Below are 19,476 nucleotides of genomic sequence, written 5' to 3'. Positions count from 1 at the left end.
TTACTTCGACCGTACCGATGAACGCAAGGCTTCCTTAAGAAGTGGGTCGACGATCGACTGTGACGGCCGAAGAGGGGTCGCCTCAGGTCACCACCGTGAGGAGGTTCGGGGATGTTCGCTCAATGGCCATTCCCGCTCTGCGTGCCACCTTGAGCAATGCTGAGACTCCATCGATAGTGGCGCGCGATGTGGAGAGGATGCGCGCTAAATCGCCCTTGGTGGCCTTGTTGAAATGGGAGACGACTGTGCGCTCGCCGCTGCTAGTTTCGGTCATCACTTGCACACGGATTGCGCCAGGTGCTGGTGCGAAGCTTGCATAAGAACTTGACCGAAGATCGATGACGGGCCCGTCGATATTTGCGAGGATCGGAGACAAGTGTGGTTTCCACCAGGCCGAGATTGTGGGCACGCCAGGCAGTATGGAGCCTGCGGAGAGGCGGTAAGCCGGTATCGGGTCCGACGCAGCAACCATGCCGAACAGTGCCGAGGTGATCATGATACGGCTATCTGCCCTGGCGCGTTCAACACGTGTCATCGTCCCCACGGCCAAATGATCAAATAAGACACCGGTGTAGCGGTTCAGCGCCGGCATGGTCGGGGCCGATGTTAGGTGCAGGTTGGCCAGTAATTCCGGGTCCTTGGTGCTTGCAACTCCCAGCGCTTTCCGAGCCGCTGGGAGATCGCTGCACAGGTCCGATAACGCGGCCATCAGAGCCAAGCGACTGGCGGTGAGAGACGGAAAGGCCAACCGATGCACATCCAGCGGAGTTCCGTCCCCTCCTTGCAGCTTTGTTTCTGAGGGCGGTAGCAAGATAAACACGGGAGGGAAGCCTCATCAAGAGATGTGTGGAGGTGCTGGGATAGCGTTTTATAACCCGACCCACGGCCTTGCGTTTCTAGCTGATGGCGATAGTTGCAGGAATAGTATTCGCCGTCAATGAGTCCGATGACGCTCTGACTACCACCGTGTAGGTACCAGGGGCGAGCCCTGAGACGCTTGCTGCGAAGCTGGCCGGCCCACCGCTCATGGGGATGGACCTGCTCTCCGGTCCGCTGAGCAGAAGCGTGGCGTTAGGGGAGGATCCGTCGGTGGTGACAGTTACCGCGGCCTTGAGGCCACCCGCAGTAGCTGAAATCCCGTCGAGGTTGATGTACACGCTCGTAGCGCCAGAAGGCTGAGCCGGGACGACCACGGGCGCTGGCGCCGGCGCGGGCGCAGGTGCTGGTGCTGGTGCAGGGACGGGTACTGGCGCGGGAGCTGGCGCTGGGACAGGAGCCGGGGCGACCACTGGCGCCGCGGTCTTGGTCACGACAGATGTCGTGGTGGTTCTGACCACGACGGGCGCCGGAGCGGCTACGGCGGCAGGAGCAGGCACTACCGCGGGTTCCGGCGCAGGCACTTCTTGTGTCGTCACAGGCGGGGCCTCTGCGGCTGGCGAAGGCGCTGATGGCTCTGAGCTGGCCGAGGTCGCGGATGCCTCTGAGCTTGGTGAGGAATCTTGCGAAGACGCCGTAGCTTGCGACGCCGGATAAGTAGTAGCCACCACCGTCACCACGGTCTTTGCTGGCGCAGTCACCACCGTCGTGGCGGCCTGAGCGGGCTTTTGCTCGTCTGGGCCACCCAGGGTCAACGCGGTACCTACGCCGATCACTGCGACCACAAGACCGGCTAGAAGCACGGCAGCTTTCCACGACCTGCGGCGTGCGCCTGGAGGTTGCCAGCCGGGATCATTGGTCGCTTGGGGGAAAGGTAGGGCCGTAGTCACGGTTTGATCGTCCTTAAGGTGGCGAGGGTGTGTCATGGCTGCCACCCTTCGATGCGAGGCGAAGAACCGAACGAACCTGCTAGCTCTGCTGCGGCTTCCAGGTAGGCATGTTGAGTCGCCGGTTTGAGTAAGTCGATAGACAGACGTCCATCTTTGCCCAGATGAGGATCGAAGGGCACGATGATCACCTTACGGACTTGGCGGCGATAATGCTCTACTCCTTCTTCAAATGCTTTGGGGTTTATTTTCGCAGACTTCACTGAAATGACCATGACGGCGTTGCCGACTAGGTCGGTGTGACCCGATCGATACAGCGCGTCGACCGCTGGTTGCACCAGATTGAGTGAATCAACAGACATTTCGGCTGCCAAGACAAGAGCGTGCGCGGAGGCAAGTGAGGCCGTAGAGATGGGTCCCGTTACGGAGGTGCCATTGTCTGTGAGGACCAAATCGAGGTACCGGCTGAGCACTATGAGCACCGCCCGGTAGTCGTCCTCGGACATTTTGCCCATTGCCTCAGCAGTGATGCCTGCGTTCGACAGCACGCGAACCCGGCCAACAACCTGTAAGAAAGGGGCGAGGTCAGTCAGGGAAGTGATGTCGTTGGCGCATGCCATGAGGTCGACCAGGCGCCGCGTGCCCTTGAGATCGGGTGCGCCCAATCGCATGGAAAGCGTGCCGATGTCAGTGTTCGCATCCACTGCCGCTACCGTGTCGGCGCGGTATTGAGCCAGGTAGAGCGCTAGCAGGCCTAGCACGGTCGTCTTCGATGACCCACCCTTGGGGCCAATCACCGTTGCCTGTCTCGGCCCTGACCAGCCCGAGACGATAGCGTCGATCAACTGTGCCTTCGCAGTACTGCTGCGTCCCAAAATCATTAGTTCCCCTTAGAGGTGAGTCACTACCTACGAAAGGACGTAAGCGACTATCGATCCGTTACCTGTGAACGTGGTGCAGGTTGAGTGTATTTCCCCAAGATGATGATTGCAGCTACTACCCAATATCGAGGCAGATGGCTGCGCGAAGGTATACACCTTGACATCACTTATTCCGCTGCCATATTCGGCCCGGCACGCAGCGAGGCGTGAGAGCGTGTCCAGCCTCGGAGCCTCTCGACGCGATCATCCCCCAATCTAACGTTCTTCGCAGCGGAGACCCCCGGGATGGAGCCCTGGCTGGATGGGTGCATGGCTGCAGGCGGCTAATGGCCTGTGGTCTCGGAAGCTGTGGGGGAGCTTCCGGCGCAACCACGCCAGCTCCGAACTGGGTGGGGTTGGCGTGGTGCGTCTGTCAGCGAATCTGGTAGCGCCGTGAGCGTGTGATGTGATCGCGCCTTGCTGCTGGCGTCAACCACGGTGAGGTGGCCCTGAGAACGGGCGGTATACCGAAGAACCGGAGTGAGATGTCACATGGGGGTCATGTTCCGGGCAGGCTAGCTGGCTCGTTGGAAAAACTTGCGAGACCTTTCGGGTGGTTGACCTACTTTGATGCAGTACATTCACAAGCAATTCCCATTTGATTCGTCTGTATGCGTCTCTTCGGGGTGAAAATCACTCGACTAATGAGGCGATCATGCGTCAGTTCTTACTGGGTGTCACCAGTGTGTTGATGGTTGTTTTTGCGTTACCAGTGAGCACTGCTGTCGCAGATACGCCTATCGCTGCCTCAGCGAGATCTCCTTTGGGCGTCTCTGCAGCGCTTGGTGATGTGTCGGTGTCGTGTGTGGGGGTGGATGCCACAAAGTGCGATTCTGATGGTGATCGGATCACTGATGTTGTTGAGCGTCAGGTGTGCGGTACTGCGACGTGTTTGACGCCGGGGCAGGACAGTGACGGGGATGGTGTTCCTGATTGGGTGGAAATCCGGGCGTGCGGCACGGCGGTATGTGCTGACCCGAAAGCTGACGCTGACGCCGATGGCATTCCTGACTATGTGGAACAGATCATCTGCGGGAGCGCTAGTTGTGAGGACGGTTCCACTGACGCTGACGCCGACGGTATCCCCGATTGGGTTGAGGTGTTGATCTGCGGCGACGTGACTTGCGCTGTGGGGTCTGAGGACTTCAACGCCGACGGGGTTTCGGATGCTAAGCAGCTGAAAAAACTGTTTGATGACACCGCTGCAGCGGCAGCAGCGGCCCCCACCGCACAGGCTAGCCGTGATGCGCAGGCTAGCCGTGGTGCGGGTGGTGGTGTTGCTGCCAGCGGCGGCGGTGTGGTGAGACCTGTGGGTGTGTTTGCGGTTCCGGTGGGGGGTGCGTTGCCGGTGACGGGTGTGAATGTGGCGGTGTGGGTGGTTTTGGCTGGGGTGCTGTTGTTGCTGGGTGCTGGGTTGTTGGCGGTGTCTCGGCGCCGCCGGCCCGACGGTGGGCCAAACGGCTCTGCGGGTGCTGGTGCTGGTTCTGCGTCTTCTGATGAAATGGGTTCGATCTGATGCGGGCAGCTTCGGGGTTTGTGGGCGCTCGTGTGCGTGTGGGTGGGATGCGCGGTGTGTTGGCGGGGGTGGTTGCTGTTGCGTTGGCTGTTTCTGCTGTCGCTCCGGCGCAGGCGTTCCCCATTCCGGTCGTTGATTACGCCGGTATCGCAGCCCAAGCCGTGAAGGAACGGACAGCGGCGGCGGGTGTGGTGACGCTGGCGAAGGTGCGGGCCGCGGCGGCTGCGAACATCCGTTCTGCCCCCGCTGATCCGGCTGGCACCGACCCCACTGGCACCGGTCCTGCTGGTACGGATCCTGCAACCCTCGGCAGTTCCGGTAGCTCTGGCACAGGCGGTGTGGGTGGGGATGTTGTTGTTGGTTCCGGTCGGGTCACCCCGGGGTCTGGTGACATGGTGTCTGCTGATGCGGTGGGCGCGTCGATCGTTTTCGGTGGTGAGGAAACCGCAGGTGTGTTGGCCGTTGATGTTGCGCAGTTACCGGTGACGGTTTCTGAGGCTGCGGCTATTGCGGTGGATGGTGTTGCGGTGTCAGCGCCGGTGGAAGTTACTGCCACTGATAGTGCTGGGGTGGGGGTGACCCGGTTTGAGGCTGCGGTGACGACGGTGAAAGTCCCTGACGGCCCGGTGATTGTGACGTCGGTGGACCCGGGTGTCACTGTCACTTTCGATGTGAACAAAACCGGGTTGGCGGCGGCGGGGGTGGACCCGGCCACGGTGAAGATCTTCACCCGCGAAAACACCGGCGACCCGTGGATTGCGTTGGCGTCCCGATTTGATGCTGGGTCGGGGGCTGCGGGTAGTGGAACGGTAGTGGGGGAGTCTGCGCATTTGTCGCAGTTCGTGGTTATTGGCTTCCCGTTCGTGGCCCCTGTTGGGCCGAGCATTGTGTTGGACCCTGATGATGGTGTGGCGAACACGACTTCACCGGGTGTGGTGGCGTCGGAGTTGCCTTACAACATTGCGTTGTCCAAGGCCGTGCAGGTGTTGTTGGAGCAGCAGTGTTTAGCGACGGTGACGATCACCCGCGATGACCCGAACACCAGGGTGGTGTCGGAGGCGATGCGCGCTGCTACGGCGGCGGCGGCGAACCCGGCGTTGACCGCCACGATCGCGTTCGACGCCCCCGAGGGACACGCCTGGGGCACCAATCCGTCGCAGGGTGGGACGAAGGTTTTCAACTTTGATCGCCCCGCCGACGACGCATTGGCTGGCACCATCATCGCTGGCCTTCCCACCTACACCGGCCGCCCGGCCAAGAAGTGGAACGCCCTATCTAATGGGGTGCCGCATGCGTCGTTTGCGAATATTGCTGGCGCTTACACCCACCTTGAGGTGTTGAACCTGGACAACAACTTTGACTGGGCGGTGATTAACGACCCGGCCGGGTTCCAATCCATTGCCAACGGCCTGTTTGCCTCGTTCGCGCAGTACTTGACGGGGGCGGGGTTTGATTGCGGCACCCCCGCCACCACTGGTTGGCCGGCGGCGCCGTCGGATGCCGAGAAGGCCCGGTGGCGGCAGCTGGGTGTGCACAACTACCAAACGTATGGGGCCGAACCGGTGGCGTTCACCACCGGCAACCTGATTGAGCAGCTCCCCATCTACAGCCTGCCCGGTGACAGCGGGGTGGATGTGGGGTTGACGTACAACTCCCAAGACGGCCGCCTCACCCGAAACGGCGCCGGGTGGTCGATGGGGCCGGGCGCGCATGTGCAGCGGTTCATCGACGGCTCGGTGATGATGGCCGGTGGCGACGGCGCCTCCTACGTCTTCAACCCTGATGGGGCGGGTGGTTTCACCTCGGACCCAGGGGCGAACCTTGCCCTAGCTGATACTGGCAGCGGACGGTTAACGATGACGTCCCCGGATGGGCGGATCTGGGTTTTTGATGCCGCGGATGTGGATGGTATCGGGGAACTGGCTTCTTATGTTGATGCGCGGGGGCATGGTTATACCCTGGAATACGGGACACCTTCGGCGAACGCCCAGTTTGTGCCGTTGGCTTCTATCACCGACACCAACGGTCAAGTCATCACCGTCGGCTCTGATGATTTGGGTCGGGTTACCTCTTACACGGTGCCGGGCGGCCGGGTGTGGGGCTTCACCTACGACGGTGCGGGTGATTTGACGTCGATTACGTATCCGGATGGTGGGGTGCGCGTTTTCACCTACGACGGCGCACATCAGTTGCTGACGGCCACCGATCCGTTGGGCGTGTTGTATTTGGTGAACACCTTTGACACCGCGGGTCGGGTGGTGGAGCAACGCGACGCCGAAAACAACGTTCGCCGGTTCGCTTACAACGCTGGTAGCACCGTTTACACCGACAACGAAGGTAACAACACCACCTACGAATTCGACACCGCCTCCCGGGTCACCGCCATTGTCGATGCCGCGGGTGGGGTGAAAAGGTTCGCTTACGACGCGGCGAATAATGTGGTTGCCTCCACCGACCAGTTGGGCCGGACTTGGAATTACACCTTCGACGCGGCAGGGAACACCACCTCGGTGACGCAACCCGACGGCACTGTCACGTCGTTCACGTATTCACCTACTGGAACGGTTACTTCCAGCACTGACACTGGCGGGGTGGGCGGCGCCACCCGGACCACCACCTTCGATGTCACCTCGCAGGGTTTGGTCACGGGCGCGCATCTGCCGGATGGGTCCAGCACGGCGGCGACGTTCGATGCGGCCGGCAATGTGACCTCGCAAACTAATCCGGGTGGGGAAACCACCCTGTATGCGTGGAACTCGGTGGGGCAGTTGACGTCCAGCACCGACCCAGCCGGGAACACCACCACCCTCGGTTATGACAACGCTGGTCAGGCCGTGAGTACCACGGATGCGGCGGGGAACACGTCCACCTTCGGCTACGACCAGGCCGGGAACCTGGCCACGGTGACTGACCCGGCGGGGGCGGTCACCTCGTACACGTATGACCGCAACGGTCATGTGCTGACCTCCACCGACCCGGCGGGCGGGGTCACTTCTTACACCTGGGATGTGCTGTTCCGGATGGCTTCCGTCACCGACCCCACCGGCGCGGTCACCGGGTTTGAATACAACACCGAAGATGACCTGACCGCGACAACGGATCCGATGGGTGCGGTTACCAAATACACCCGGGATCAGCTGTACCGCATTGTGGGCATCACGGATCCGAATGGGAATACGTGGTCCACTGGTTTTGACCCCACCGGGCAGGCCACCAGCAGCACTGATCCGTTGGGTGCGGTGTCCACCAACACTGTGGACGCCAACGGCCGCGTCATCACAGTCACTGACCCCCGGGGTGGGGTGTGGACCACCGAATACGACAATGTCGGCCGCGTTATTGCTTCCACCGACGCTGCCGGTGGTGTCACCGGGTACATCTACGACGTGCTGGGGCGGGTGGTGAAAACCATCGACGCTGTCGGGTCGGAAATCGTTTACACCTACACAGTGAACGGGCAAATCGCCACGGCCACAGACCCCGATGGTCGGGTCACCACCCACACCTACACCCCCAACGGGCAGGTCGCCACAGTCACAGACCCAGCAGGGCAGGTCACTTCTTACACCTACGACACCCGCGGCCACCTCGCCGCTGTGACGGATGCGTTGGGTGCGGTGAACACCTTCACCTACGACAGCCTCGGCCGCCTGACTGGGTCAACGGATCCGTTGGGGCGCACCAGCACCCAAACCCTCGACTCCCGCGGCCTCGTCACCGCAGCGAGCGACCCCGCTGGGAACACCACCACCTTCACCTACGACGGAGCCGGTCGGGCCCTCACGGCCACCGACCCCCTCGGCGCGGTAACAGCGCAAACCCTGGACCCCGCCGGGAGGGTCACCGCAGTTACTGACCCGATGGGCGCCGTCACCAAAACTGGGTTCGACCCAGCTGGGCAACCCGTCACGGCCACCGACCCCGCCGGGACCACCACCACATTCGGATACGACCCGGTGGGGCAGCTCACCACACTCATCGAAGCAGCCACCCCCACCGGCATCGGTGGTACGGCCGGTGCTTCTACTGCCACAGCGAATGTGACGACTAAGTACAGCTACGACAAGGTCGGGAACCGCACGACGGTCACCGACCCCAACGGCAACACAACCGCAACGGTGTTTGATGCGTCGTCCCGCCCCACCCAGGTAACGAACGCCGCCGGAACTGTGACCACCAAGAATGTGTTTGATGCGGTCGGAGAAGTCCTCAGCTCAGTGGACGGCAACGGTGACACCACCACCAACACCTACACCGCCGCCGGTTTACTCACCCAGCAGAAATTCACCAATACCGGCGCTCCACCTGGACAGGCTCCCGCGCCTGATACGACGGTGGCGTGGGAGTTTGATGCGGTGGGTCGCCCGATTGCGATGACCGACACCGTGGGTGTTACCGGTTGGACGTATGACGCCGCCGGTCAGGTTTTGTCGGAGACGAACCCCGTTGGTGCCACCATCAACCACGCCTACAACAAAGCCGGCCAACAAACCGCCTTGACCTACCCCACCGGTGAAACCCTCACCACCACCTTCGACACCTCCGGGTTGCCGGTAGCGCAAAAATCCCCGTTCGGGGATTTGAAGTACGCCTTCGACAAAGCCGGACGCCTCGTGTCCGAGGACCGATCCAATGGGGTGAACACCACCCTCGGGTACGACAAAGCCGGGCGGGTCACCAACATCACCCACCAACTCCCCACCGACCCCACCCCCACACCCCTCGGCCCAGTCCAGCCCGGCAGCGGCGGGAACACAGCTGGTGGGATCGCACCAGGAGACTACTTAGCCGGTTGGGATATCCCCACCGCGCAAGGGCAGGCCCCGGCGGGCGGCAAAATTGTTCTCGGCTACGGATACGACACCCGCAGCAATGTCACCACCGAAACCAATACCGTCACCACCAGCGGGGTTGACCCTCGGGCTGGGTTGGCCGCTTTGCTCACGCCCACCACTGTCGCCGGGGTCGCTTCGGGCTTGGCGCAACCGGTCACCTCCAACACCCAAACTCACACTTACGACCCCCTCAACCGGCTCACCGCAACAACCACCACCAACACAGGTGCTGGCGCAACGGCAGCAGGTGCTGGCGGAGCAGGTGCTGGCGGAGCTGCAGCAGCCGGTGCGGGTGGGGGTGGGGCGTCCACCTATGGGTATGACGCGGCGGGGAACCGGGTTTCCGCAGTCACCACCGGCGCCGACCCCGCCACGATCGCGGCGACGTTCAATGATTTGAATCAGATCATTTCCTCCACCGGTTCTCACGTCGCGACCTACACCTACGACGGGGTCGGGCAGCGGACGAAGGAAACTGTGGATGGTTTGCTGACCAACTACGCGTGGTCCCCGCAAAACCGGCTCACCCACATCATGAGGGACGGCCGAACCACCGATAACACCTACGACGGCATCGGCCGGTTGCAAACCAGCACCGACACCACCACCACCGGCAGCACAGGTAACGCCAGCGGCGGTGCGGGCAGCGGCAGTGGGGGCGGCATGGTGGGGCAACCCACTGTGACTTCCAGTGTGTGGGACGGCCTGAGTGTCCTATCCCAAACCAACCCCGTATCTGGAACCACCAACATGGTGCGGGATGTCACTGGCAATGTCGCTATCCAAGCCTCCACCCTCACCACCCCCGGCACCGGGGTGCGGTGGAACCTCACCGACGCCCAAGGCTCACCGGTAGCGCAAACCATTGGCGGCGCTGTTACCGAACAGGCCACCTACGGCGATTACGGTAATCAGACGTTCAACACCCCCGGTTGGAACGCAACAGTTGGATACGGCGGCGAAATCACTGATCCCACCAACGATTTGAACTCCTACTACGCCCGCCAATACGACCCCGTCACCGCCACCTGGCTCAGCCCCGACCCCTACCAAGGGTCAGTGTTCGCGTCGCAAACCCAAAACCGGTATGCATTCGTCTCAGGGAACCCCACCACCAACACCGACTACCTCGGCTACTGCCCACTCAATTCCAGTGACTTCACCGGCGGCCCCCGCTGCGGAGGCCAACCCAAACCCGTCAGACACACAGGCCTCCTCAAAGACCCCCAATCAGCCGGAGACCTCTCATCAGTAAGAATCACACCACCGCCGGTGCCAGCGCAGGTCGCGGTTACGAAAACCACCGGCAAAGATGACACCGGGTGGAGCGACCCGAGAAGAAGCAGCTCGGCTACAGCCGTTGCGACGAAGGTTGGGGCCGGTCTGGCGCCTACAGGCGGCGGCGAACCCATCGACAGTAGCGATGTCGCCGTAAGGCACGATGATCCTTGTATCGCTGGTCCCGGTGCCTGTTCGGCTGACGTATTCCACCAAGTATGTGACCGCCTGGGTTGCCAGATTCTTCCAGGTAACGTGTGGGTGATCCCAGGGCATGAATGGCTGTTAACTGAAGATTGGTTGACTTCTAGTGGCGCGGCGGAGTTGCCAGGCCTGTTGCTGGCGCTTTCATTGATTCTCGGCCCCGAAATTGACTCCCTCGGTCGGTTAACGGCGAGGTCGGCTCTGAAAGCCACAACGGTTGAGGATATGAACGCTGCTTACGCGGCGCTGTGGAAACTTGAGCCCAAGGTTCGTGGCCTTGAGTTTGAGAAACTGTTTGGTGCTGTTGGCGGCAACAGTAAGACCATCGATAAAATTGTGGGTACCACCGCGGTTAGTTTTAAGACGCTCGATACCCGATCCGTCACTTATCAGACAGCGAGTAAGTTAAGAAGTAAGCTGAAGGGGTACATCGACCAACTCGACGCATACAGCAGTGGCAGACTGAATGGAGTGCCGGTGAGCCTAGGAGCGGACTTTAGTGGAAAATCAGTCGAGCTCATCATTCCGTCGACAGGCACCTCAGCCGCCCAGCAGGCCGTACTGGCAGAAATGAGAAACTACGCAATGAACAAAGGGATTACACTGGATATTAAGGCTCTCGGATGAGGATGCCATTCTTTCGGTCGACCACTGTTGAGATGCGGGCCGAATATGCTGTCGTATTCGCATATTCCCGATGTAAAGACAACTTTCGCAGACCCAATGGCTGGCTGAGGAAAATTCCAGCTCCGTTCGCAGATGCAGATTTGGGCGCCGCCGTCCTTGAGGCAGCTACCCATTCGCGTGACGACATGGAGGTGCCGGAAGGACCACCCGATCGCCCGATAATTAAAAGCCTTGGATTCAAATCTCGGCGGGCATACCTTGACCGACAGATCAGCCTGGACCTGATTTGGAATGTGGATGGCAAAATTTTAGATGTTACTCCTACCAAGAACACTGGTAAAGGTTTCGAATACTTGTCTCCGGCTATAAAATTGGATCTTGGGCAACTTTCGGTGGAGGAGCTTGGGGCTGCGATTAGGGATGCGTTCAAGTATTCATCGTAGGGATATTCAAGGTATTGGCGTTTGAGTGCCCTCAATTGAAAAGCGGTTAAGAAATGGCATACTCATCGCTCCGAACGACGGTGGCGTGGGAGTTTGACGCGGTGGGTCGTCCGATTGCGATGACCGACGGTGTTGGTGTCACCGGTTGGACGTATGACACCACCGGGCAGGTTTTGTCGGAAACGAACCCCGCTGGGGCCACCATCAGCCACGCCTACAACAAAGCCGGCTAACAAACCGGTTTGACTTACCCCACAGGTGAAACCGTCACCACCACGTTCGACACCTCGGGTTTTGATCTGGCGCGTAAATTTCGGACAGCGGAATGTGGTTTTTTTACGCTGCCGTAGCCGGCTGTTGGTAACCGTAGTGGACTTCGTTGGGTCGGGAGTAGTTCAGGCCCGAGTGGCGGCGTTGGGAGTTGTAGAAACCCTCGATGTAGGCGATGACGTCGCTTTTGGCCTGCCTTTTGGTGGCGTAGATCGTGCGGTAGACGAGTTCGTTCTTCAGCGCGGCGAAGAAAGATTCGGCCATGCTGTTGTCCCAGCACACCCCTGTTCTGCCCATCGAGGACCGCATCCCCAGTGAGGCAACCAGCTTGCGGTAGGCGCCGCTGGTGTAGGCGCTGCCGCGGTCGGAGTGCCAGATCGCTTGCGGCTCAATAACTGTTGTCGCCGCGGCGTTCTTCAGGGCTGTTTCAACTAACTCGCAGCGCATGTGATCAGCGATCGACCACCCAACAACTTTCTTGGAGTAGCAATCGATGACCGTGGCCAAATAAATGAAGCCTTGCCACGTGTGGATGTAGGTGATGTCACCGACGAATTTCACCCCGGGCCGGTCGGCTGTGAAGTCCCGATTCACCAAGTCCTCGATCGCCTGAGGTCTGTCGGGGTCCGATTCGGTGGTCACCCGGAAAGGCCTGGGTTGGCACGAAACCAGGTTCTCCCGAACCCTGATCTAGCGGACCAGCTCCGGGGAGCATTCAACACCTTCGGCTTTGAGGTCGGCGTAGATCCGCCGATACCCATACCGGCCCTTGGATGCGGTGAAGTACCCATGAATCTTCACCGCCAACACATCACGGCGAGCTGCGGTCGCCGACAGCCCACGGCCACGGCCACGCCAGTTATAGAACCCAGATGCTGAGACTTCAAGCCAGCCAAGCATTTTCACCACCGAATTGGTGTTGCTAGGTTCGGTGAGTTGGGAACCGACGTACTCATACTTGCTTACCACCGCTGCTCCCGAGCGAAGTAAGCGCTGGCTTTTTTCAGGAACGCCGCCTCGGCCCGGAGATCACAAACTTCCCGTTCGAGCTCTTTAAGTCGGGTCCTTTCCGACACCGTCACGTCAGTTTCAGTACCACCGTGGGCCTCCCGGTACTTCAGAACCCACCGCCGCAACGTCTCCGAACCGACGCCGTAGGCCTTAGCAACATCGACGATCGGTTTGGAGGAATCAACCACCTCACGGGCAAGCTCATCCTTAAAATCCTGGCTGAACCGCCGCCTGGACGAAGAAGCAGACACAATCAGATCTCGCTCTCAGTAGTCCCCTCAGCTTAAGAGGGGCCACTGTCCGAAATCCCTAGGCCGATCAGTGGCGTGGGAGTTTGATGCGGTGGGTCGCCCGATTGCGATGACCGACGGTGTTGGTGTCACCGGTTGGACGTATGACGTTGCCGGGCAGGTTTTGTCGGAAACGAACCCCGCTGGGGCCGTTGTTGCGCATGCTTATAACGCGGCTGGGCAGGAAACGGCGTTGACGTATCCGACGGGTCAAACTGTCACCACCACGTTTGATGGTGCTGGGTTGCCGGTGGCGCAGAGGTCTCCGTTCGGGGATTTGGAGTACGCCTTCGACGACGCCGGCCGACTGGTGTCGCAGGTCCGTTCGAATGGGGTGGACACCACCTTTAGTTACGACAGTGCTGGTCGGGTCACCACTATCACCCACCAACTCCCCACTGACCCCACCCCCACGCCGCTCGGACCTGTGGTCCCCGGCAGCGGTGGGAACACAGCTGGTGGGATCGCACCCGGTGACTACTTAGCCGGTTGGGATATTCCTACCGCGCAGGGGCAGGTCCCGGCGGGCGGCAAAATAGTTCTCGGCTACGGGTATGACTCCCGCAGCAACGTCACCACCGAAACCAATACCGTCACCACCAGCGGGGTTGACCCTCGGGCTGGGTTGGCTGCTTTGCTCACGCCCACGACTGTCGCCGGGGTCGCTTCGGGCTTGGCGAAACCGGTCACCTCCAACACCCAAACTCACACTTACGACCCTCTCAACCGGCTCACCGCAACAACCACCACCAACACAGGTGCTGGTGGAACGACAGGCGCAACGGGAGCAGGTGCTGGTGGGGCAGCAGCGGGTGGGGGTGGGGCGTCCACCTATGGGTATGACGCGGCGGGGAACCGGGTTTCCGCAGTCACCACCGGCGCCGACCCCGCCACGATCGCGGCGACGTTCAATGATTTGAATCAGATCATTTCCTCCACCGGTTCTCACGTCGCGACCTACACCTACGACGGGGTCGGGCAGCGGACGAAGGAAACTGTGGATGGTTTGCTGACCAACTACGCGTGGTCCCCGCAAAACCGGCTCACCCACATCATCAGGGACGGCCGAACCACCGATAACACCTACGACGGCATCGGCCGGTTGCAAACCAGCACCGACACCACCACCACACCCACCACCGGCAATGCCAGCGGCGGTGCGGGCAGCGGCAGTGGGGGCGGCATGGTGGGGCAACCCACTGTGACTTCCAGTGTGTGGGACGGCCTGAGTGTCCTATCCCAAACCAACCCTGCCTCCGGTACCACCAACATGGTGCGGGATGTCACTGGCAATGTCGCTATCCAGGCCTCCACCGTCACCACTCCCGGCACCGGTATCAGGTGGAACCTCACCGACGCCCAGGGCTCACCGGTGGCGCAAACAATCGGCGCAACGGTCACCGAACAAGCCACCTACGGCGATTACGGGAATCAGACGTTCAACACCCCCGGTTGGAACGCAACAGTTGGATACGGCGGCGAGATCACTGATCCCACCAACGATTTGAACTCCTACTACGCCCGCCAATACGACCCCGTCACCGCCACCTGGCTCAGCCCCGACCCCTACCAAGGGTCAGTGTTCGCGTCGCAAACCCAAAACCGGTATGCATTCGTCTCAGGGAACCCCACCACCAACACGGACTTCCTCGGGTACTGCTACCAGAACTACACCACCGGTAACTACATCGGAGTCAACTGCGGCGGGAAACCAATCGGACCTGGGCTGGAAACGTTCACCAGCGAGAAGTCCGTCGGAAACGCCGCCACCGGACCAGTCCGAACCCTCACCACAACCACTGAACGCAACAGCACCCCGTACGTTCCCAAAGCCGTGGCCACCACCAAAAGCAAGGAGAAAAACGACACTCAGTGGAGCGACCCGAGAAGAACCAGCTCGGCTACAGCCGCTGCGACGAAGGTTGGGGCCGGTTTGGTGCCGACAGTCGTCAGCGAACCCATTGACGCTGGCGATGTCGCCGTCAGGCACCCAGGCCCCTTTTTGGTCAATGGGCAATATCGCGTTTTCACTCCTGCAGATGTGCTGCCCAACGTCACGGACATCGCCGTTGCACGTGTGCAGTGGATGGACTGGGGCGCCTTGACGATTTTTAATGACGTTCTGATGAGCGGCAAAAGCGTTGTCTGCGTCACCACGGCAGCGTGCAGGATCGCCGCGGGCTACCTCATTAAAGGCGGTACCGACCTGGAGTATGCGAAAACGTTGGCGTTAAGCGCCTGCACCATGGACCCCGACCAATGCGCTGACTACAACTTTTGGCAAGTCACCGGCCTCGGCCTCACCGGCCTTGGCCTCACCGGCATAGCTGCCTATGCCGGCGCCAGCATGAGCGCCCGCGGGGGCTCCTCGGCAACGAGCTGCATGAATAGCTTCACCGGCGTACGTCGGTCCTCATGGCAGACGGCACCGAAAAACCGATAGAAGACGTCAAGGTTGGCGATCTGGTTCTTGCCACGGAACCAGAGACTGGGGTCACCACAGCCAAACAGGTGTTAACGCTGATCCGTCACGCCGGGCCGCACATTATGGTTGATCTCACGCTGTCTGACGGCACCGTGCTTAACGCCACCGATGGTCACCCCATCTGGGATGCCACCACCAAAACGTTCACTAAGGCCATCGACGTCCCAGTGGGCGACAAGGTCCTCACTGCGGCCGGCGGCACCGCCACCATCACAACCAAGTATGTACACGGGCAGGACCTCACCGCCTACAACCTCGAAATCGAAGGAATCCACACCTACTACGCTGGTAACACACCCATACTCGTCCACAACACCTGCACCACGTCTCAAAAAATACTGAGTGACCCGAAGTCGCTCAAGGGGTTGACCCCTAAGCAGATTGATGACCTGGCTAGAAATGCGGGCTATGAAATACTTCCTGGTAAAGCAACCGCGTCAAACCCTGCAACGCGATATTATAGCCCAGGTACTAAGCAGGCCGTCGGCTTTCGAGTTCTCCCCGAAGGGGTGGCAGGCCAGCCAGGAATTAAGGGCTCCGCTTACCTTAGGTATTTTGGAGGGCCGCTTGATGGTCAAAGAGTTAAATTAGGAGCACCGTGACCAAAATGACGAATATCGAGCAAGAGATCTTGATCTTGGGCCTTGAGGACCTAATCCCTTTGCCTGAAATTTGTCAGGTTCAGGAGATACGAGCAATTCGCCCCGTCCCGGACTTGGCTGAAGTAATTGCGGCGCTAGTTAGCCTACTACGAAAAGAATGCATACAGGTATGGGCTGGTCACTGGTCGAGCGAGCCCGAGGTAATAGATTCTAACCGAGGCGAGAAGCTTCTACGAACCGTAGGCCAATACGTTTGGAATAGTCCGACGGATCTGCAATTGAGAGTCTATTATGCAAATGTAGAAAATATTCGCGGCTAACTCGATCATCTAATCTGACAAACATCAGCGGACAGGCGCCGGAGTAAGGGGCTCTTCGCCGTTTCGTGTGATGTTTGGTGGGACTGTCTCGTTAACGGTGTTTCCAGCATTTTTGGTTAGTAGGTTTGTGCTGCTGGTCAGCGGTCGGCGAAGGTGGTCGCGAATGCGCCCCGCGCTGGTTTCCACCGCATTGTCCATTGGGTGCGGCCACGACCCGTGGGATCGAGACTACGGGTGACCAGGTAGAGGCATTTCTGTGCTGCCTGCTCGGTCGGGAAATGACCCCGGGCCCGAACCGCCCGCCGATACCTAGCGTTCAGTGATTCGATCGCATTTGTTGAGCAGATCACGGTCCGGATCTCGAGGTCGTAGTCCAGGAAAGGAATGAACTCTTCCCACGCGGATTCCCAGAGCCGAATGATCGCACCGTACTTCTTCCCCCATTTCTCGGTGAGCTCTTCCAACGCTGCCCGGGCGGCGTTGTGGTTCGGTGCGGTGTAGATCGGTTTCACATCACGTTTGAGCGCGTCCCAGTCCTTCTTCGACGCCAGGCGGAAAGTGTTGCGAATGAGGTGGATGATGCACGTCTGCACCGTGGTGAGCGGCCACACATTGCCCACCACGTCGGGCAGGCCTTTCAAACCGTCGCAGATAAGGAAGAAAACGTCCCGAACACCGCGGTTCTTAATGTCGGTCAGGACGCTCATCCGCAAGCTTCGCGCCTTCACCTCCGGTCCCGACCCACAGCCCGAGGACGTCTTTCTCCCCGGCCAGGGTGACGCCGATAGCTGCGTAAACGGGCCGGTTCGCGACCTGACCGTCCCGTATCTTCACCACAATCGCTGGGGCACCTCCCACGTAGTGGGGGACAATGAAAATCGCCGCGTAAACCTCATCCAGGGGCCGGGCGGCCCATTCGTGCATTTCCTCGATGACTTTGTCGGTGATCCTTGAGATCGTCTCCTTTGACACCGACGCGCCGTAGATCTGGGCGAAGTGTGCGCTGATCTCACCCGTCGTGAGCCCGTTGGCATACAAAGACAGCACAATCTCCTCAACCCCGTTCAGCCGGCGTTGACGTTTCGCCCGCGGTCTGCGGCTCGAACGAACCATCCCGATCCCTTGGGACCTCGATCGTGATGTGACCGGTCGCTTCGGTGAGCACCGTCTTCGCTCTCGTGCCGCCCGCGGACATTGCCCTGCCCGCGGTCAGGGTCGGCCCGGTTCTTCTGATGCCCAAGGTGCTCAGTGAGTTCCTCGTTCAGCGCGGCCTCAAGCACGTTCTTCGTGAACAGCTTCAACAGCCCATCAGGGCCTGTCAGGGACAGGCCTTGTTCTTTCGCCATCCTTACCAACTCGGCCGCGGCAGCACCCTCGGCGGATCGGTCATCGCTCTGGTTTTTCTTCGGACTCACAGCATCAAGTGTCGTTGTCATCACGGCGCCTTTCCCGCCACGCATCATGCGCGGCGCGTCAGGCCGGAAACACCCTTAAATCCACAGTCCCGACGATGCAGGCATTCAACAAATACGTCAGGATCGCGCAGGATCCGTGGGGGACGGTTGTCCAGCCCGCCCTCACCATCACGGTGTCCCTTGCATCAGGTGTTCTCGCGACCGCAGTGTGCACCGCAGCCACCTTCGGAACAACAGCTGTGGGTGGCGTTGTGTGGGGCGGGGCGGTCGCCGGCGCCAGAAACAGCGCATACGGCGGAGGATCAGTCGAAGATTAAATCAAAGCCGCAGCCCTAGGCGCCGGACTTGGTTTGGCAGGGGGCCTCACAGTCAAATATGCCGGCGGCCTCGGCGGCGCAGCAGCGGGGGCGGAGGGTCGGTCGCTAGACGAAATACTCAACGGCTTGTTAAAGGGGAAGAATCCCGATGTATGGACCGCCCCTGATCAGTCCGCACTACAGTCGACGTTCGATGAGTTGACTCAAGGGGGCATACGCATCACGTGGATTGGCTACAAAGGGTCGGTCTACGAACTACCGAATGGCACGCAGATCGGTTTGCGTGTCTTCTCAAAGACGGGTGGGCATACGATCGACATTAAGGCCCCAGGGCAGATTCAAAAGAGGATACATATCAAAAAATGAGCGCTGATGCGGCCGCAAGGACGCCCACTGAGTGTGTCCTTGTGTCGGGCCTAATAGACTGGGGCTACGCGTCCTGGGTGACAAACGCTATATGGAGCCTCTGCGCCGCGGAAGCTCGGCGTACGATGACGATCGGACTGATAGCTGAGTTGGTGACCGCGGGCCTGATAGTGCCTGGAGACGTTGACGAACAGGGGCACCACGCGTGGCCGCATTCGCCAGGTGATGCCATCGAGCGGATCACGCGGGAGTGGTTGACCGAATGGCGAGATGAGATTCCCACGCCAGGCGCGATCGTTTGGTTCGCAAATACTGAAGCGGGGGACGAGATTGCCCGCGAAGTGCTGGCGCGTGAGGTAGGAATGCTCTGACGCGTCGACTCTTAGCAATCGTGTTCGCCTTCGCAGTAACCCTTATCGTCCCTGTACAGACCCGGCGTGTACTGAGACTGAATCACCCCGGGTCTTGTGGAGGGTTTGATTCCACGGAAGGGTGGTTTCATGCCAGCACAGAGGAAGTATCCGCAGGAGTTGCGGGAGAGGTCGGTTCGGTTGGTCGTGGAGGCGATGTCGGAGGATCCGGCGTTGTCGATGAACGCGGCGGTGAAACGTATTGGGCCGAAGGTCGGCATAGTTGCTGACACTTTGCGAACTTGGGTCAGGCATTCCGATGTTGATACCGGTAAGCGCCCCGGCACGACAACGGATAGTGCGAAGCGGATTAAAGAGTTGGAGGCTGAGCTGCGAGAGTCTAAGCGTGCCAATGAGATTCTGTTGGCGGCGTCAAGTTTCTTCGCGCGGGAGCTCGAGTGAGC

Annotated in this window: 12 protein-coding genes and 2 pseudogenes; 9 read left to right on the top strand and 5 right to left on the bottom strand. The window is 60.3% G+C overall.

Annotated elements, in window-relative coordinates:
- Window positions 1-82: 82 nt before the first annotated feature.
- The 3 genes from EH165_RS08105 to EH165_RS08095 all read right to left on the bottom strand — a co-directional run bounded on the left by EH165_RS08105 (window position 83) and on the right by EH165_RS08095 (window position 2,644).
- Window positions 83-820, bottom strand: a complete 738-nt coding sequence (locus tag EH165_RS08105) for a YaaA family protein (protein ID WP_124799017.1) — start codon at window positions 818-820, stop codon at window positions 83-85.
- A gap of 76 nt (window positions 821-896) precedes the next feature.
- On the bottom strand, window positions 897-1,802 hold the full coding sequence (locus EH165_RS15780; RefSeq protein WP_206425862.1) for a hypothetical protein: 906 nt from the start codon (window positions 1,800-1,802) through the stop codon (window positions 897-899).
- Window positions 1,799-2,644 carry a MinD/ParA family ATP-binding protein gene (locus tag EH165_RS08095; RefSeq protein WP_124799016.1) on the bottom strand — a complete coding sequence of 282 codons (846 nt, stop codon included), beginning with the start codon at window positions 2,642-2,644 and terminating at the stop codon, window positions 1,799-1,801. The genes EH165_RS15780 and EH165_RS08095 overlap by 4 nt, the downstream gene beginning before the upstream one ends.
- 694 nt (window positions 2,645-3,338) lie before the next feature.
- Between EH165_RS08095 and EH165_RS08090 the strand changes: the two genes are divergently transcribed.
- The 4 genes from EH165_RS08090 to EH165_RS08075 are packed head-to-tail and all read left to right on the top strand — an operon-like array spanning window position 3,339 to window position 11,819.
- Complete coding sequence (locus EH165_RS08090) at window positions 3,339-4,199, top strand: LPXTG cell wall anchor domain-containing protein (RefSeq protein ID WP_124799015.1); 861 nt, start codon at window positions 3,339-3,341, stop codon at window positions 4,197-4,199.
- Window positions 4,199-11,143 carry an RHS repeat-associated core domain-containing protein gene (locus tag EH165_RS08085; protein ID WP_124799014.1) on the top strand — a complete coding sequence of 2,315 codons (6,945 nt, stop codon included), beginning with the start codon at window positions 4,199-4,201 and terminating at the stop codon, window positions 11,141-11,143. Before EH165_RS08090 ends, EH165_RS08085 begins: the two co-directional genes overlap by 1 nt.
- 32 nt (window positions 11,144-11,175) lie before the next feature.
- Window positions 11,176-11,586 carry a hypothetical protein gene (locus tag EH165_RS08080; protein ID WP_124799013.1) on the top strand — a complete coding sequence of 137 codons (411 nt, stop codon included), beginning with the start codon at window positions 11,176-11,178 and terminating at the stop codon, window positions 11,584-11,586.
- 53 nt (window positions 11,587-11,639) lie between these two features.
- Entirely contained in the window at window positions 11,640-11,819 is a 180-nt protein-coding gene (locus EH165_RS08075; protein WP_124799012.1) for an RHS repeat protein, read from the top strand.
- A gap of 103 nt (window positions 11,820-11,922) precedes the next feature.
- On the opposite strand, the pseudogene EH165_RS08070 reads toward EH165_RS08075, so the two are convergent.
- Window positions 11,923-13,118 (bottom strand): annotated as a pseudogene (locus tag EH165_RS08070) (IS3 family transposase).
- A gap of 70 nt (window positions 13,119-13,188) precedes the next feature.
- Between EH165_RS08070 and EH165_RS08065 the strand changes: the two are divergent.
- A complete protein-coding gene (locus EH165_RS08065) occupies window positions 13,189-15,600 on the top strand; it encodes an RHS repeat-associated core domain-containing protein (protein ID WP_124799011.1) in 2,412 nt (803 codons plus the stop codon).
- Complete coding sequence (locus EH165_RS08060; RefSeq protein ID WP_124799010.1) at window positions 15,573-16,244, top strand: polymorphic toxin-type HINT domain-containing protein; 672 nt, start codon at window positions 15,573-15,575, stop codon at window positions 16,242-16,244. Before EH165_RS08065 ends, EH165_RS08060 begins: the two co-directional genes overlap by 28 nt.
- Window positions 16,245-16,701: 457 nt before the next feature.
- On the opposite strand, the pseudogene EH165_RS08055 reads toward EH165_RS08060, so the two are convergent.
- A pseudogene (locus EH165_RS08055) lies at window positions 16,702-18,000 on the bottom strand (IS256 family transposase).
- Between the two features lie 74 nt (window positions 18,001-18,074).
- Between EH165_RS08055 and EH165_RS08050 the strand changes: the two are divergent.
- The 3 genes from EH165_RS08050 (at window position 18,075) to EH165_RS08040 (ending at window position 19,474) form a co-directional block, all read left to right on the top strand.
- Complete coding sequence (locus EH165_RS08050; RefSeq protein WP_124799009.1) at window positions 18,075-18,296, top strand: hypothetical protein; 222 nt, start codon at window positions 18,075-18,077, stop codon at window positions 18,294-18,296.
- A 443-nt stretch (window positions 18,297-18,739) separates the two neighbouring features.
- A complete protein-coding gene (locus EH165_RS08045; protein ID WP_124799008.1) occupies window positions 18,740-19,033 on the top strand; it encodes a hypothetical protein in 294 nt (97 codons plus the stop codon).
- A gap of 129 nt (window positions 19,034-19,162) precedes the next feature.
- Window positions 19,163-19,474, top strand: a complete 312-nt coding sequence (locus tag EH165_RS08040) for a transposase (RefSeq protein WP_124799007.1) — start codon at window positions 19,163-19,165, stop codon at window positions 19,472-19,474.
- Window positions 19,475-19,476 lie beyond the last annotated feature (2 nt).

Source organism: Nakamurella antarctica, assembly GCF_003860405.1.
Taxonomy (GTDB): domain Bacteria; phylum Actinomycetota; class Actinomycetes; order Mycobacteriales; family Nakamurellaceae; genus Nakamurella; species Nakamurella antarctica.
Note: the sequence above shows the minus strand (reverse complement) of the source record. Positions and strands in the feature narration are given on the sequence as shown.

Coding starts and splice junctions, on each gene's coding strand:
- EH165_RS08080 (WP_124799013.1), top strand. CDS start 11,176: ATGCGGGCCGAATATGCTGTCGTATTCGCATATTCCCGATGTAAAGAC.
- EH165_RS08090 (WP_124799015.1), top strand. CDS start 3,339: ATGCGTCAGTTCTTACTGGGTGTCACCAGTGTGTTGATGGTTGTTTTT.
- EH165_RS15780 (WP_206425862.1), bottom strand. CDS start 1,802: ATGACACACCCTCGCCACCTTAAGGACGATCAAACCGTGACTACGGCC.
- EH165_RS08085 (WP_124799014.1), top strand. CDS start 4,199: ATGCGGGCAGCTTCGGGGTTTGTGGGCGCTCGTGTGCGTGTGGGTGGG.
- EH165_RS08050 (WP_124799009.1), top strand. CDS start 18,075: ATGCAGGCATTCAACAAATACGTCAGGATCGCGCAGGATCCGTGGGGG.
- EH165_RS08040 (WP_124799007.1), top strand. CDS start 19,163: ATGCCAGCACAGAGGAAGTATCCGCAGGAGTTGCGGGAGAGGTCGGTT.
- EH165_RS08095 (WP_124799016.1), bottom strand. CDS start 2,644: ATGATTTTGGGACGCAGCAGTACTGCGAAGGCACAGTTGATCGACGCT.
- EH165_RS08075 (WP_124799012.1), top strand. CDS start 11,640: ATGGCATACTCATCGCTCCGAACGACGGTGGCGTGGGAGTTTGACGCG.
- EH165_RS08060 (WP_124799010.1), top strand. CDS start 15,573: ATGGCAGACGGCACCGAAAAACCGATAGAAGACGTCAAGGTTGGCGAT.